Below are 14846 nucleotides of genomic sequence, written 5' to 3'. Positions count from 1 at the left end.
GCATGGGTATCACGCTGACCCGGCTGCTGCGCCGGGACGCCAAGACGGACGACGAAAGCCCTGACGACGCGACCGACGTGACCGACGTCGCCGAGCAGGAGTCGACCGCAGCGAACCCGGCGCCGACAAGTCCCACGGCACCGTCCGGTCCGCGCAACCGGTTCGGCGCCTGGCTCGGGCGGCCGATGACCTCGTTTCACCTGATCATCGCCGTCGCCGCATTGCTGACCACGCTGGGCCTGATCATGGTGCTGTCCGCCTCGGGCGTGCGTTCCTACGACGACGACGGTTCGGCCTGGATCATCTTCGGCAAACAAGTCATGTGGACATGCGTCGGCCTGGTCGGCTGCTACCTGGCGCTGCGGATGTCGGTGCGATTCATGCGGCGCATCGCGTTCACCGGCTTTGCGTTCACCATCGTGTTGCTGGTGCTGGTACTGGTTCCCGGGATCGGCAAGGAAGCCAACGGCTCGCGCGGCTGGTTCGTGATCGCCGGGTTCTCGATGCAGCCGTCCGAGCTGACCAAGATGGCGTTCGCCATCTGGGGTGCGCACCTGCTGGCCGCCCGACGCATGGAACGCGCGTCGTTGCGCGAGATGCTGATTCCGCTGGTGCCCGCCGCGCTGGTGGCGCTGACCCTGATCGTCATCCAGCCCGACCTGGGTCAGACGGTCTCGCTGGGCATCATCCTGCTCGGCCTGCTCTGGTACGCCGGTCTTCCGCTGCGGGTGTTCCTGGGTTCGCTCTCGCTGATCTTCGTTGCCGGCGGCATCCTGGCGGTCTCCGCCGGTTACCGCAACGACCGGGTGCAGTCCTGGCTCAATCCCGAGAACGACCCGATGGACTCCGGTTATCAAGCCCGACAGGCCAAATACGCGCTGGCGCACGGCGGCATCTTCGGCGACGGCCTCGGTCAGGGTGTCGCCAAATGGAACTACCTGCCCAACGCCCACAACGACTTCATCTTCGCGATCATCGGCGAGGAACTGGGCCTGATCGGCGCGGTGGGTCTGCTCGGCCTGTTCGGCCTGTTCGCCTACACCGGGATGCGCATCGCCCGCCGCTCGGCTGACCCGTTCCTGCGGCTGCTGACCGCGACGACGACGATGTGGGTGCTCGGACAGGCCTTCATCAACATCGGCTACGTGATCGGCCTGCTGCCGGTGACCGGTCTGCAGCTGCCGCTGATCTCGGCGGGCGGCACGTCGACGGCGGCGACCCTGACCCAGATCGGCATCATCGCCAGCGCGGCCCGACATGAGCCGGAAGCGGTGGCCGCGCTGCGCGCGGGGCGCGACGACAAGGTCAACCGGTTGCTGCGGCTGCCGCTGCCCGAACCGTACGTCCCGACCCGCCTCGAGTCCTTCCGCGACCGCAAACGCGCTCAGCCGCAACCCAAGCCGTCGACACGGCGCGTGGCCGGCCCGCCGCGGCAGGCTGCGCCGCGCACCGCCGAACGGGCGGGTCGCCGGTCTGGGGGAAGCCCGCACTTGCAGAAGAGGCATCATGGATCTGGCCAGCAGTACGCCGGCCAGCGCCGAACACGGCGCGCACGCGCATTGGAAGGTCAGCGTTACGGGTGAACGACAAGGTCAGCGAACCGACCGGCGGGCCAGGGGCTAGTCCTCTGCCCGCCGGTGCCGCGTTCTCGGTCGTGTTGGCCGGCGGCGGGACCGCCGGTCACGTGGAACCCGCCATGGCCGTCGCCGACGCCCTGACCGCGCTGGACCCGCAGATCCGCATCACCGCCCTGGGCACCGCGCGCGGACTGGAGACCCGACTGGTGCCCGAACGGGGCTATCACCTCGAGCTGATCACGCCGGTGCCGTTGCCCCGCAAACCCAGCGGTGACCTGGCCCGGCTGCCACCGCGGGTGTGGCGCGCGGTCCGCGAGACCCGCGCCGTGCTCGACCGAGTGCACGCCGACGTCGTCGTCGGGTTCGGCGGGTACGTCGCGCTGCCCGCCTACCTCGCCGCCCGTGGCGTCGGGAGGCGCCGCCGGATCCCGGTGGTGATCCACGAGGCCAACGCGCGGGCCGGGCTGGCCAACCGGGTCGGCGCCCGGTCGGCTGACCGGATCCTGTCCGCGGTGCCGGATTCGGGTCTGCGTCGCGCCGAGGTGGTCGGGGTGCCGGTGCGGGCGGCCATCACCGCGCTGGACCGTGCGGGCCTGCGGGCCCAGGCGCGCGCGCACTTCGGATTCGCCGACGACGCGCGGGTGCTGCTGGTGTTCGGCGGTTCGCAGGGCGCGGTCTCGCTCAATCGCGCGGTGTCCGGTGCGGCCGCCGATCTGGCCGCCGCGGGGGTGTCTGTACTGCACGCCCACGGCCCCAAGAACACCCTCGAACTGCGTACCCCCGAAGCCGGCGAACCGCCCTACGTCGCGGTGCCCTACCTGGATCGGATGGACCTGGCCTACGCGGCCGCCGATCTGGTGATCTGCCGGTCCGGGGCGATGACGGTCGCCGAGGTGTCGGCTGTCGGACTGCCGGCCATCTACGTGCCGCTGCCGATCGGCAACGGCGAGCAACGGCTCAACGCGCTGCCGGTGGTCAACGCCGGCGGCGGGATGGTCGTCGCCGACGCGGCCCTGACGCCGGAACTGGTGGCCCGAGAGGTGTCCGGGCTGCTCACCGATGCGCCCCGGCTGGCGGCGATGACGATGGCGGCCGCCCAGGTCGGGCACCGCGACGCGGCACGGCAGGTGGCCCAGGCGGCACTCGACATCGCCCGCGCGGCAGGAATACGGCGTTGACCGCCGCGCAGTTGCCGCCCGAGTTGGCGCGGGTGCACATGGTCGGCATCGGCGGGGCGGGCATGTCGGGCATTGCCCGCATCCTGCTGGACCGGGGTGGCATGGTGTCGGGTTCGGATGCCAAGGAGTCGCGCGGCGTGCATGCGCTGCGGGCCCGCGGGGCGGTGATCCGGATCGGACACGACGCGTCCTCGCTGGATCTGTTGCCCGGCGGCGTCACCGCGGTCATCACCACCCACGCCGCCATCCCGAAGACCAACCCCGAACTCGTCGAGGCCCGCCGGCGCGGCATTCCGGTGCTGCTGCGGCCGCTGGTACTGGCCAAGCTGATGGCGGGGCGCACCACGCTGATGGTCACCGGCACCCACGGCAAGACGACGACGACGTCGATGCTGATCGTGGCGTTGCAGCACTGCGGGCGCGATCCGTCGTTCGCGGTCGGGGGGGAGTTGGGGGAGGCCGGCACCAACGCCCATCACGGCAGCGGCGACCTGTTCGTGGCCGAGGCCGACGAAAGCGACGGCTCGCTGCTCGAATACACGCCCAACGTTGCCGTCGTCACCAACATCGAGTCCGACCACCTGGACTTCTACGGCAGCACCGAGGCCTACATCGGGGTGTTCGATTCCTTCGTCGAGCGGCTGGCGCCCGGCGGTGCGCTGGTGGTATGCACCGACGACCCGGGTGCCGCCGCGCTGGCGCAGCGCACCGCCGAGCTGGGTATCCGGGTGCTGCGCTACGGGTCGTCGGGTGCCGTCGACGCGCCGTTGGCAGCGACGTTGCTGTCCTGGGAGCAATCGGGCACCGAGGCGGTCGCCCACATCCAGTTGGCTGACGAAATCGATCCCGATTCCCGGCCACGGGTGATGCGGTTGTCGGTGCCGGGCCGCCACATGGCGCTCAATGCGCTGGGGGCGCTGCTGGCGGCGATCGAGATCGGGGCGCCGGTCGACGAGGTGCTCGACGGCCTGGCCGGTTTCGAAGGTGTGCGGCGCCGGTTCGAGTTGGTCGGAACCGCCGACTCGATCCGGGTGTTCGACGACTACGCGCACCATCCGACCGAGATCGCGGCGACGCTGGCCGCCGTGCGCTCGGTGGTGCAGCAGCGCGGAAGTGGTCGTGCGATGGTGGTGTTTCAGCCCCATTTATATTCTCGGACAAAGGCTTTCGCGAAGGAGTTCGGTCACGCGCTGGACGCGGCGGACCAGGTGTTCGTGCTCGACGTCTACGGCGCCCGCGAGCAGCCGCTGCCCGGGGTGAGCGGCGCGAGTGTCGCCGAGCATGTGAGCGCACCGGTGCGTTATGTGCCGGATCTCTCGGCGGTGGCCGAGGAGGTGGCCGCTGCCGCCGGACCCGGTGACGTCATCGTCACCATGGGCGCCGGCGACGTGACGCTGCTGGGACCCGAGATCGTCGACGCGTTGCGGGCGCGCGCCAACCGCAGCGCACCCGGACGCCCGGGGGTTTTGCAGTGAGCGAACCCGAGGCCCGACCGGCCGAACCGGTTCCCGACCAGGCAGACGCCGGCGAAGCGGCTACCGAGCCGATCGCCACCGACGCCCCGGCCGGCACGGACCCCGCCGAGGAAGAGGACTTCGAGGGGCCGCGGCGGCGCGCCCGCCGGGAACGCGCCGAGCGGCGCGCCGCCCAGGCCCGCGCCACCGCCATCGAGCAAGCCCGCCGCGAAGCCAAGCGCCGCGCCCGCGGCGCGGTCCTGCCCGAACCGAAACCCGTGGCGCGCGGCGTCGTCCGGGGCCTGAAGATGCTGCTTGCCACGGTGATCCTGGTGGTGGTCGGCGTGGGGTTGGGTTTGATCCTCTATTTCACGCCGGCGATGTCGGCCCGCAACATCGTCGTCACCGGGACCGGTGTGGTGACCCGCGAGGACGTGCTGGAGGCGGCGCAGGTGCGGGTCGGCACGCCGTTGCTGCAGATCAACACCAGTCAGGTCGCCGACCGGGTGGCGGCGATCCGGCGCGTGGCCAGCGCCCGGGTGCAGCGGGAGTATCCGTCGGCGCTGCGGATCACCATCGTCGAGCGGGTCCCGGTGGTGGTCAAAGACTTCCCGGACGGGCCGCATCTGTTTGACCGCGACGGGGTGGACTTCGCGAACGATCCGCCGCCACCGGCGCTGCCCTACATCGAGGTGGAGAATCCGGGGCCGACCGATCCGGCGACGCTGGCCGCGCTCAAGGTGCTGCTGGCATTGCGTCCCGAGGTCGCCTCGCAGGTCGGGCGGGTTGCCGCGCCGTCGGTGTCCTCGATCACGCTGACGTTGTCCGACGGCCGGGTGGTGATCTGGGGGACCACCGACCGCGCGGAGGAGAAGGCCGAAAAGCTCGCGGCGCTGCTGACTCAGCCTGGCCGCACCTACGACGTGTCCAGCCCGGACCTGCCGACGGTCAAGTAGCGCGGTCTTCTCCCGCGTCGAGTGTGCGTCGGCGGTCCTGCGTTCCGCGAGCGTCACGCTAGCGTGGCCGCCGACGCCGAGCGTCACGCCAGCGCAACACTCGGCGCATAGGAAAATTCACGCGCGGCGCGTCGGCGCGCCTGCGGGGTTAGCGCCCGTCGTACCCATACGGTTCTGGTTACGCGGAACTACTTGACATAACTCTAACTCTATGGTTGAGGTTGAGGGTTTTGCAAGGAGACACACCGCAGGACGACATAGGGGAACTGAGCCCTCAGGGAGGAAGACGAATGATGACCCCCCCACACAACTATCTGGCCGTCATCAAGGTCGTGGGCATCGGTGGCGGCGGCGTCAACGCCGTCAACCGGATGATCGAGCAAGGCCTCAAAGGCGTGGAGTTCATCGCGATCAACACCGACGCGCAGGCGTTGTTGATGAGTGACGCCGACGTAAAGCTCGACGTGGGCCGCGACTCGACGCGCGGACTGGGCGCCGGCGCCGACCCGGAGGTCGGCAAGAAGGCCGCCGAGGACGCCAAAGAAGAGATAGAAGAGCTGTTGCGCGGCGCCGACATGGTGTTCGTCACCGCCGGCGAGGGCGGCGGCACCGGCACCGGTGGCGCACCCGTCGTCGCCAACATCGCCCGCAAACTCGGCGCGTTGACCGTCGGCGTGGTCACCCGGCCGTTCTCCTTCGAAGGCAAGCGGCGCAGCAACCAGGCCGAGAACGGAATCGCGGCCCTGCGCGAGAGCTGCGACACGCTGATCGTGATCCCCAACGACCGCCTGCTGCAGATGGGTGACGCGGCGGTGTCGCTGATGGACGCCTTCCGCAGCGCCGACGAGGTGCTGCTCAACGGCGTGCAGGGCATCACCGACCTGATCACCACCCCCGGTCTGATCAACGTCGACTTCGCCGACGTCAAGGGCATCATGTCCGGCGCCGGCACCGCGTTGATGGGCATCGGCTCGGCGCGCGGCGAAGGCCGCTCGCTCAAGGCCGCCGAGATCGCGATCAACTCGCCGCTGCTGGAGGCGTCGATGGAAGGCGCGCAGGGTGTGCTGATGTCGATCGCCGGCGGCAGCGACCTCGGCCTGTTCGAGATCAACGAGGCCGCATCGTTGGTGCAGGACGCCGCGCACCAGGACGCCAACATCATCTTCGGCACCGTGATCGACGACTCGCTGGGCGACGAGGTGCGCGTCACCGTGATCGCGGCGGGCTTCGACGCCGGACCGGGCCGCAAGCCCGTCACCGGCACCGAAACCGGTGGCGCCCATCGCATCGAGACCGCCAAGGCGGGCAAGCTCACCTCGACGTTGTTCGAGCCGGTCGACGCGGTCAGCGTCCCGGTGCACACCAACGGCGCGACGCTGAGCATCGGTGGCGACGACGATGACGTCGACGTGCCGCCCTTCATGCGCCGCTGAGGTCTCGATTTGCTTGCCACTGCGCGACAAGCCAGCCTCGAAACATGATGGCCACGTGTCGACGCGCTCTGGGGGGCAACGGATTACGGATACTCAGGACGTGAGCATCCGTATCCGCCGGGTGACCACCACCCGGGCGGGCGGTGTGTCCAAGCCGCCTTACGACACCTTCAACCTCGGTGACCATGTCGGTGACGATCCCGGCGCCGTCGCGGCCAACCGGTCCCGGCTCGCCGCGGTCCTGGGACTGCCGGAGCGACGGCTGGTCTGGATGAACCAGGTGCATGGAGTCCGGGTGGAGGTGGTCGAGAAACCCCGTGAGGCAGCCGTCGCCGACACCGACGGGTTGGTAACGGCCACGGCGAGATTGGCGTTGGTCGTGCTGACCGCCGACTGTGTGCCGGTGCTGCTGGCCGACGCGCGGGCCGGTGTCGTCGGCGCGGTGCACGCCGGTCGGGTCGGCGCGCAGCACGGGGTGGTGATCCGCGCGGTAGAGGCAATGGTGGGCCTGGGCGCGCAGCCCGCCGACATCTCCGTGTTGCTGGGCCCGGCGGCCGGCGGCAGTCGCTACGAAGTACCCGCCGCGATGGCCGACGAGGTCGAAGCGACGCTGCCGGGCAGCCGCACCACCACCGCCGCGGGCACGCCCGGCCTGGACTTGCGGGCCGGAATCGCTTGTCAGCTACGCGATTTGGGAGTGACGTCCATCGACGTCGACCCGCGTTGCACCATCGCCGACACGACGCTGTTCAGCCACCGGCGCGGCGCGCCGACCGGTCGGTTGGCGTCGTTGGTCTGGATGGAATGACGCCGATGGCCACCGAGATCCCCGCGCGGGGACACGAAGGCGACCGTCAAACGGAATTGACGTTGGCGTTGGCGGCGGTGCGATCACGGTTGGCCGCGGCGGCGGATGCGGCCGGTCGCAATGTCGCAGAAATTGAGCTGTTGCCAATTACCAAATTCTTCCCAGCAACCGACGTCGCGATTTTGTCCCGATTAGGTTGTCGGGCCGTTGGCGAATCGCGCGAACAGGAAGCGTCGGCGAAGGTGACTGAAGTCACGCGATTGCTGGCGGCCGCCGAACAACACGGCGGATCCCGTGATTTGCAGTGGCACATGGTCGGCCAGATTCAGCGCAAGAAAGCTCGGTCATTGGCGCGCTGGGCGCATACCGCGCACTCGATCGACAGCCCGCAGTTGGTGACCGCGCTCGACCGGGCGGTGACGGGCGCGCTGGCCGATCGCCGGCGCGACAATCCGCTGCGCATCTATGTCCAGATCAGTCTGGACGGGGACGTGTCGCGCGGCGGCGTGGACGTCGACGCACCGGACGAGGTGGACCGGATCTGTGCTCAGGTGGACAGCGCGCAGAGCTTGGAACTGGTCGGGTTGATGGGCATCCCACCGCTGGAATGGGAACCCGAACAGGCCTTTGACCGGCTCCAATCCGAGCATCAGCGGGTGCTGGAGGGGTTTCCGAAGGCGGTCGGGCTGTCCGCCGGCATGTCCGGGGACCTCGAAGTCGCCGTGAAACATGGTTCGACGTGTGTGCGTGTCGGTACCGCGCTAATGGGGCAACGGCGGTTACGGTCACCGTGAATAGTCACAGAAGTAACACCTTCATCACAGATAACAAAGATCCCAAGCTAGAAGGGGCCGCAAGATGAGCACACTGCACAAGGTCAAGGCCTACTTCGGTATGGCTCCGATGGAGGAATACGACGACGAGTACTACGACGACCGCGCACCCTCCCGCGGTTATTCGCGGCCCCGATTCGACGACGAATACGGACGTTATGAAAGTCGGGATCGCGATTATGACGACCCGCGCCGCGACCCCCGCGCCGAGTTGCGCGGCGAGCCGGCCGACTACCCGCCGCCGAGCAGCTACCGCGGCGGCTACCCCGACGAACCGCGCTTCCCCACCGGCGGGTTCGAACGGCCCGACATGAGCCGGCCCCGACTGGGGTCGTGGCTGGGGCGCGGTGGCGCCACCCGCGGTGCGTTGGCGATGGACCCGCGCCGGATGGCGATGATGTTCGAAGAAGGCCACCCGCTGTCGAAGATCACCACGCTGCGGCCCAAGGACTACAGCGAGGCGCGCACCATCGGCGAACGTTTCCGCGACGGCACGCCGGTGATCATGGACCTGGTGTCGATGGACAACGCCGACGCCAAGCGCTTGGTCGACTTCGCCGCCGGCCTGGCGTTCGCGCTGCGCGGCTCGTTCGACAAGGTCGCCACCAAGGTGTTCTTGCTGTCGCCGGCGGACGTCGACGTGTCGCCCGAAGAGCGTCGCCGGATCGCCGAAACCGGTTTCTACGCTTACCAATAACGCGTAGTCGCTGCCACACAGCCCGTTAGGTTCCCAGTGGACCGAGCGGGCTGTGCGCATGCCGGTCCGCCACGAGATGTGTGCGGCACGGACAGGTCGGTAGGCTTGCGGTCGCCGCTATGCCGGCGGCGACAGACATCCTCATCGATAAGGTCGGGCACTCGTTGGCGCTGTTCTTTCAGATCCTTGGATTCACCCTCTTCGTCTTCTGGCTGCTGCTGATCGCTCGGGTCGTCGTCGAGTGGATCCGCTCGTTCAGCCGGGACTGGCGCCCCACGGGCATCACCGTGGTGATCCTCGAGATCATCATGTCGATCACCGATCCTCCGGTGAAGCTGCTGCGCCGGCTGATCCCGCCGATCACCATCGGCGCCGTCCGTCTGGACCTGTCCATCCTGGTGCTCCTGCTGATCGCCTTCATCGGCATGCAACTGGCTTTCAGCGCTGCCGTCTAGGGCGCCGCCATCTCGGTTGGAATCTGATTTGAAGACGGTTCGGCCACGATTCGGCGTCAACTTTGACGTGTGTTTTTTGAAATCTAAGGAATGTGTTTTATTGGCTGCAGAGCTCTAAAGAGATTGAAATCTGTCCTTATTTATTACTCCAATCGGCAACCGCCGAGTCTGGTGTGACAGGATGGACGGCAGTTGCGCGACGGCTACCGCATCGTTCTACACTTTCCAGATTGTTTGACCGTCCAGGAACTCGAGGGGACAAAGAATGCCGCTTACACCTGCCGACGTCCACAATGTGGCGTTCAGTAAGCCGCCCATCGGCAAGCGCGGGTACAACGAGGACGAGGTCGATGCCTTCCTTGACCTGGTGGAGAACGAGCTGACCCGGCTGATCGACGAGAACGCCGATCTGCGGCAGCGGATCGCCGAACTCGATCAGGAGCTGGCCGCCGGTGGCGGGGGAGCCGCGGCGGCCCCGACGGTCGCCCAGCCGATCCCGGCATTCGAGCCCGAACCCGAGCCCGCCAAACCGGCCCCGGTGGCGGCACCGGCCCCGTCTACCTCGTCCAACGAGGAGCAGGCCCTCAAGGCGGCCCGCGTGTTGAGCCTGGCCCAGGACACTGCCGACCGGCTGACCAGCACCGCCAAGGCGGAGTCGGACAAATTGCTGTCCGATGCGCGCACCAACGCCGACCAGATCCTCAGCGAGGCGCGGCACACCGCCGAGACCACGGTTGCCGAGGCGCGTCAGCGTGCCGACGCGATGCTGGCCGACGCCACCTCGCGCTCCGAGAGCCAGTTGCGCCAGGCGCAGGAAAAGGCTGACGCTCTGCAGGCCGACGCCGAACGCAAGCATTCCGAGATCATGGGCACCATCAACCAGCAGCGCACCGTGCTGGAAGGCCGCCTCGAGCAGCTCCGGACGTTCGAACGCGAGTACCGGACCCGGTTGAAGACCTACCTGGAATCCCAGCTCGAGGAGCTCGGCCAGCGTGGTTCGGCGGCTCCGGTGGATTCCAGCGCCGACGCCGGTGGGTTCGACCAGTTCAACCGCGGCAACAACTAGCCTTCGCCTGAACGCGCGCCGGCACTCGGCCGGTTGGAGGATGACCAATGCTGATCATTGCGCTCGTATTAGCCCTGATCGGTCTCGTCGCGCTGGTGTTCGCGGTGGTGACCAGCAACGAACTGGTGGCGTGGGTGTGTATCGCCGCCAGCGTGCTGGGCGTGATCCTGCTGATCGTCGACGCGGTGCGGGAACGCCAGCAGCGTGACGCCGACGCCGACACCGACGACGACGAGGACGCCGAGGAGGACGAGCCCGACGAGGGCGCCGAGGAGGCCGTCGACTATCCGGACGAGGCCGACGAGGAGACTTCCGAAAGCTCCAAGTAGGGGACCGATCACCCCGGCGGCGTCGTCAACAGCTCCCGTACCTCGTCGTCGCTGACCTGGTGGAAGTCGGCGTAGACCTGTCCGACGGCGCTGAAGTCCGCGGGCATGGTCGCGCACACCACGTCGTCGGCTTCGCGCTCCAGGACCCGGCACGCCGAGAGCGGTCCGACCGGAACCGCGACCACGACCGCCTGCGGTCCGGCGGCGCGCACCGCCCGCACCGCCGCCAGCATGCTGGCGCCGGTGGCGATCCCGTCGTCGACCAGGATCACGATCTTGCCGCGTGGGTCGACAGCCGGTCGCTCGCCCCGATACGCCCCTTCGCGCCGCCTCAACTCGGTGGTCTCGGCGTCGATGACTGAGCGCACCTGCTGTTCGGTGATACCCAACTGCTCCACCACGTCCTCGTTCATCACCACCCGCCCGCCGCTGGCCAATGCGCCCATGGCCAGTTCGGGTTGGTAGGGCACTCCGAGCTTGCGTACCAGGAACACGTCGAGTTCCGCGCCCAGCGCCGCGGCGACCTCCCACCCGACCGGGACACCGCCGCGAGCCAGTCCGAGGACGACCAGGTCGGGTTGGGCGCGGTAGGACGCCAGCGCGTCGGCCAGTACGCGACCGGCTTCGCGGCGGTCGCGGAACTCGCGGGTCGGCGTCCGCCGCAGAAAGCCACGCCGTCGGTTCATCAGTCGCACTCCGGAAACTGTGCTCGCAACTACAGAAGCCTACTGACTCTTCCTGTTGCCGGGCGGTCCGGGCACGGGGCGAGTCGGGCGGAGAGCAACTGGGCGCCAGTACGGTGCGCTCGTTAAATCTGGATTACCGGCGTATTTCCGGGACATTGTCGGAAATCCTGGTTCCCGCGTGAGCAGGCGCGCTTAATGAACAGGTCACCCACCGCCGGCCGACGCCCGAACCGGTCGGTCCTGTCGTTAGGAGAACCCCATGTCTTTCGTGACCACGTACCCCGCCGCCTTGATGGCCGCGGCGGGTGCACTGCAACACCTCGGGACGGCATTGGCCGCGGAGGATGCTGCCGCCGCGCCACCGACGACCAGCGTCGTGCCGGCCGCCGCCGACGAGGTGTCCGCGCTACAGGCCGCACAGTTCGCCGCCTACGGCTCCTGGTATCAGCAGGTCAGCGCGCAAGCCAAAGCCGTGCATCAACAGCTGGTCAACACCCTCGGATCCAATGCGAACGCGTACGGCGAGACCGAAGCGGCCAACCAGAGCGCGGCCGGCTCGCAATCGCTGTCCGACGCGACCAGCGCGGCATCCGCGGCAGCCGCCAGCCCGGCGGCCCCGACGACGTCCGACGGCGCCATCATCGCGACCCCGTTCAATTGGTTCCAGAACGTCGGCGCCGCGGCGTCGAACTTCATCGCGTTCGGCCAGGGACAGTTCCTGCCGGGTTCGGTGGGCTGGTATCCCGAGATGGCCGACCTCCCGCCGCTGGGCGCCGGCGCGGCGCCCGCGGTGACGGCACCGCCCGTGGCTGGGCCGCCGGCGGGCGCAAGCCTCGGCGGCGCCGCGTCGATCGGCGGGATGTCGGTGCCGCCGAGTTGGGCGGCGGCGGGCGCGCCTGCGGCCGGAGTCACGCCGGCAACGCTGACGGGCGCGGGCTGGACCGGTGCCGCGGTGAACTCCGCGCCGATGACGACGGTGCCCGCCGGCCTGCCCTCCATCGCGTCGGTCGGGCGTTCAAGTACCGGGTTCGGGGCGCCGCGTTACGGCCTCAAACCGATGGTGATGCCCAAACCGACCGTTGTCTGAATCCCCATTCACTTTCACCAGAAAAGGACCGACAGATGGCTTTTGATTTTGGCGCGCTGCCCCCGGAGATCAATTCGACCCGTATGTACACCGGCCCGGGAGCGGCGCCGATGATGGCCGCCGCCGCGGCCTACAGCAATCTCGCCGCCGAACTGAGCAGCACGGCGACGGCCGCGGAGTCGGTGATCTCGACGCTGACCGACGACGAATGGCGTGGCCCGTCCTCGGCGGCGATGGCCGCCGCCGCCACCCCGTATGTGCAGTGGCTGCAGACCACCGCGGCGTCGCTGCAACACGCGGGCGACCAGGCGATGGCGTCGGCGGCCGCCTACGAGACTGCGTATGCGATGACGGTGCCTCCGGCGGTCGTCGCGGCCAACCGCGCCCAGCTCGCGGCGCTCGTCGCCACCAACATCCTTGGTCAGAACACGCCGGCGATCGCGGCCAACGAAGCGCTCTACAGCGAGATGTGGGCCCAGGACGCCGCCGCGATGTACGGCTACGCCGCATCGTCGGCGCTGGCCGCCCGGCTGGACCCGCTGACCGCACCGACGCTGGTAGCCGGCCCGGGTGCCCTCGGTGCGCAGAGCGAAGCGGGTAGTCAGGCCGCTGGCACCTCGCTACCCGCGCTGGTGTCCAGTACACCGAATGCTGTTCAGGCACTGGCTAATCCGGCGGCGGCGGCGCCGGCGTCACCCGTCGGCGATTTCTTCAGCGACCCCCTGGTGCAGAGCATCCCCAACGGCATTATCGACATGGCGGCATGGAACGGTTTCAACGCCATCGTCACCGCGGTGCTGTACTCGCACACCTTCGACGCGGGCTTGATCAGCAGCCACTTCCTGCCGGATCTGGGCGCCATCGGTATCGGGCCGGCCCAGATGGCCGCGGGTCTGGGTTCCGGTGGCGCGACTGCTGCGTCGGTGTCCTCGGTTGTCGGCCAGGCGGCGACGGTCGGCAAGCTATCGGTGCCAACCGCGTGGTCAGCGGCCACCCCGGCCGCGCTCGCCGCGTCCACCGCGCCGGTGGCCGGTTCGGGCTGGACGGTGCCGGTGGAGGAGGGCGCCGGGGTGACCAACGTGGCCGCCGGGATGCCGGCCTACGCCTCGGCCGGGCGGGGCGGCTACGGCGCCAGTCCGCGCTACGGGATCAAGCCGACCGTGATGCCGCGGCAGGTGCTGGTGTGATCAGTTGGCTGCGATTCACTTCGCTCGCCTCAGTCGCGTGTCCGAGGGGGGACTTGGCCACTTACGACACGGGTTCTGACCTGGCGAATCGGTACCTGATCGTCATCCATGCCGGGGTCGACCCACCTCTGACGTCGAGCGGTCGGATTAGGGGTCGAGTTGGGCGGGGGCGAGTCGGCACCCGGCGGCTTGGGCTCCGGCGTGCAGGCGTCGGTCCCAAACGGCGACGATCAGGCCGGGTTCGCCGACTGCCAACGCGCTGGCCAGATGGACAGCGTCGGCTTCGCGCAAGGCATGGGCGCGGGCGAGGCGGCCGGCGTGCTGTTCAACCGTGGCGGTGAGTTCGATTGGGCGGGTGGCGGCCCAGAAGTCCTCCCAGTCACGCTCGGCGTCGGCGAGCTCGGATTCGGTTAGGTCGTGATTGCGGGCTGCTGCAGCGAGTGCGGCGCGGACTTCGGGGTAGGCCAGGCGGCTGGACAATGCGGCGTCGCAGCCGTCCCACAGCGCGGATGCCAGCGAGCTTCCTGTCTCGGTGGTGAGAAGTTTAACGAAGGCGCTGGCGTCGAAGTAGACGAGCGGCACCGGTCAGCGCCGCTGGTCGCTGACCTGGTCAGACACCGGCCGCCGCGGTCGGGGCCGGGACCGTCCCGCAGCGACGGGCCGCTGCGCGGTGGCCCTGGCAATCACGCCTTCGGCCGTGAGACGCTCCAAGGTGCCTGCGCTGTCCAGCGCAGCGAGTCGCGCGACCGGAATCCCGCGGTCGGTGATGACGACCTCATCACCAGCCCGAACTCGATCGAGCCAATCGCTAAGGTGCGCGCGCAACTCGGTCACGGATACCTCCACACCGTGAACTGTACACTCGCTGAACCGTGATTTGTACATGTCACTTCTGAGTGTGGCAACGACGACCTGAGAGATTGACCCGCGCAAGCCGGAGGCGAGGTGGCAACGGGCCGGTACACCGATTCGTCCGCGGTGCTGGCGACGCCGAGACGGTCGATATTATGGTGGCTGGTGGCCTTCCGTCCAAGCTGCATCCGAAGGTGTTGCGGCGGAAGGTGTTTGCCGTCCCCGGTGGGACTTCGGCGCGGCTGGCG

At 68.8% G+C, this 14846-nt stretch carries 14 protein-coding genes and 2 pseudogenes; 13 read left to right on the top strand and 3 right to left on the bottom strand.

From position 1 onward, the window contains the following. Positions 1–2 precede the first annotated feature (2 nt). From ftsW to AC5Y46_RS05320, 11 genes are all read left to right on the top strand, one after another. The gene (gene ftsW, locus AC5Y46_RS05370) at positions 3–1583 is read left to right on the top strand and encodes a putative lipid II flippase FtsW (RefSeq protein ID WP_499945024.1); all 1581 of its coding nucleotides are present in this window, start codon (positions 3–5) and stop codon (positions 1581–1583) included. Continuing rightward, complete coding sequence (gene murG / locus AC5Y46_RS05365) at positions 1580–2755, top strand: undecaprenyldiphospho-muramoylpentapeptide beta-N-acetylglucosaminyltransferase (protein ID WP_499945025.1); 1176 nt, start codon at positions 1580–1582, stop codon at positions 2753–2755. Before ftsW ends, murG begins: the two co-directional genes overlap by 4 nt. Next, complete coding sequence (gene murC, locus AC5Y46_RS05360) at positions 2752–4230, top strand: UDP-N-acetylmuramate--L-alanine ligase (RefSeq protein WP_499945027.1); 1479 nt, start codon at positions 2752–2754, stop codon at positions 4228–4230. Before murG ends, murC begins: the two co-directional genes overlap by 4 nt. Next, positions 4227–5165 (top strand): cell division protein FtsQ/DivIB, encoded by a 939-nt coding sequence (locus tag AC5Y46_RS05355; RefSeq protein WP_499945028.1) that lies wholly within the window; start codon positions 4227–4229, stop codon positions 5163–5165. The genes murC and AC5Y46_RS05355 overlap by 4 nt, the downstream gene beginning before the upstream one ends. 293 nt (positions 5166–5458) lie before the next feature. Then, the gene (gene ftsZ / locus AC5Y46_RS05350) at positions 5459–6598 is read left to right on the top strand and encodes a cell division protein FtsZ (RefSeq protein WP_180919026.1); all 1140 of its coding nucleotides are present in this window, start codon (positions 5459–5461) and stop codon (positions 6596–6598) included. 100 nt (positions 6599–6698) lie between these two features. Beyond that, positions 6699–7406, top strand: a complete 708-nt coding sequence (gene pgeF, locus AC5Y46_RS05345; protein ID WP_499945030.1) for a peptidoglycan editing factor PgeF — start codon at positions 6699–6701, stop codon at positions 7404–7406. Then, a complete protein-coding gene (locus AC5Y46_RS05340; RefSeq protein ID WP_499945031.1) occupies positions 7403–8200 on the top strand; it encodes a YggS family pyridoxal phosphate-dependent enzyme in 798 nt (265 codons plus the stop codon). Before pgeF ends, AC5Y46_RS05340 begins: the two co-directional genes overlap by 4 nt. A gap of 64 nt (positions 8201–8264) precedes the next feature. Beyond that, positions 8265–8936, top strand: a complete 672-nt coding sequence (locus AC5Y46_RS05335) for a cell division protein SepF (protein ID WP_499945032.1) — start codon at positions 8265–8267, stop codon at positions 8934–8936. A 164-nt stretch (positions 8937–9100) separates the two neighbouring features. Next, complete coding sequence (locus tag AC5Y46_RS05330) at positions 9101–9391, top strand: YggT family protein (protein ID WP_499945149.1); 291 nt, start codon at positions 9101–9103, stop codon at positions 9389–9391. Between the two features lie 265 nt (positions 9392–9656). Then, on the top strand, positions 9657–10457 hold the full coding sequence (gene wag31, locus AC5Y46_RS05325; RefSeq protein WP_499945034.1) for a DivIVA-like cell division protein Wag31: 801 nt from the start codon (positions 9657–9659) through the stop codon (positions 10455–10457). Positions 10458–10504: 47 nt separating this feature from the next. After that, entirely contained in the window at positions 10505–10786 is a 282-nt protein-coding gene (locus AC5Y46_RS05320; protein ID WP_499945036.1) for a hypothetical protein, read from the top strand. Between the two features lie 8 nt (positions 10787–10794). Here the strand turns inward: AC5Y46_RS05320 and AC5Y46_RS05315 are convergent. After that, positions 10795–11481, bottom strand: a pseudogene (locus AC5Y46_RS05315) (phosphoribosyltransferase); the annotation flags it as partial. Between the two features lie 250 nt (positions 11482–11731). On the opposite strand from AC5Y46_RS05315, the gene AC5Y46_RS05310 reads away from it, so the two are divergent. Continuing rightward, positions 11732–12559 (top strand): PPE family protein, SVP subgroup, encoded by an 828-nt coding sequence (locus tag AC5Y46_RS05310; protein ID WP_499945037.1) that lies wholly within the window; start codon positions 11732–11734, stop codon positions 12557–12559. Positions 12560–12594: 35 nt separating this feature from the next. Continuing rightward, positions 12595–13746, top strand: a complete 1152-nt coding sequence (locus tag AC5Y46_RS05305; RefSeq protein WP_499945039.1) for a PPE family protein — start codon at positions 12595–12597, stop codon at positions 13744–13746. Positions 13747–13893: 147 nt separating this feature from the next. On the opposite strand, the gene AC5Y46_RS05300 is transcribed toward AC5Y46_RS05305, so the two are convergent. Continuing rightward, on the bottom strand, positions 13894–14328 hold the full coding sequence (locus tag AC5Y46_RS05300; RefSeq protein ID WP_012394840.1) for a type II toxin-antitoxin system VapC family toxin: 435 nt from the start codon (positions 14326–14328) through the stop codon (positions 13894–13896). A gap of 3 nt (positions 14329–14331) precedes the next feature. Beyond that, positions 14332–14786, bottom strand: a pseudogene (locus AC5Y46_RS05295) (type II toxin-antitoxin system Phd/YefM family antitoxin). Between the last annotated feature and the right edge of the window lie 60 nt (positions 14787–14846).

Source organism: Mycobacterium sp. NGS59, assembly GCF_059812345.1.
This window is presented reverse-complemented; position numbering and strand designations above follow the sequence as displayed.

Bases quoted from the DNA above. Each gene is read 5' to 3' on its own strand.
- AC5Y46_RS05340 (WP_499945031.1), top strand. From the start codon at position 7,403: ATGACGCCGATGGCCACCGAGATCCCCGCGCGGGGACACGAAGGCGAC.
- wag31 (WP_499945034.1), top strand. From the start codon at position 9,657: ATGCCGCTTACACCTGCCGACGTCCACAATGTGGCGTTCAGTAAGCCG.
- AC5Y46_RS05305 (WP_499945039.1), top strand. From the start codon at position 12,595: ATGGCTTTTGATTTTGGCGCGCTGCCCCCGGAGATCAATTCGACCCGT.
- ftsZ (WP_180919026.1), top strand. From the start codon at position 5,459: ATGACCCCCCCACACAACTATCTGGCCGTCATCAAGGTCGTGGGCATC.
- ftsW (WP_499945024.1), top strand. From the start codon at position 3: ATGGGTATCACGCTGACCCGGCTGCTGCGCCGGGACGCCAAGACGGAC.
- AC5Y46_RS05335 (WP_499945032.1), top strand. From the start codon at position 8,265: ATGAGCACACTGCACAAGGTCAAGGCCTACTTCGGTATGGCTCCGATG.
- AC5Y46_RS05310 (WP_499945037.1), top strand. From the start codon at position 11,732: ATGTCTTTCGTGACCACGTACCCCGCCGCCTTGATGGCCGCGGCGGGT.
- AC5Y46_RS05320 (WP_499945036.1), top strand. From the start codon at position 10,505: ATGCTGATCATTGCGCTCGTATTAGCCCTGATCGGTCTCGTCGCGCTG.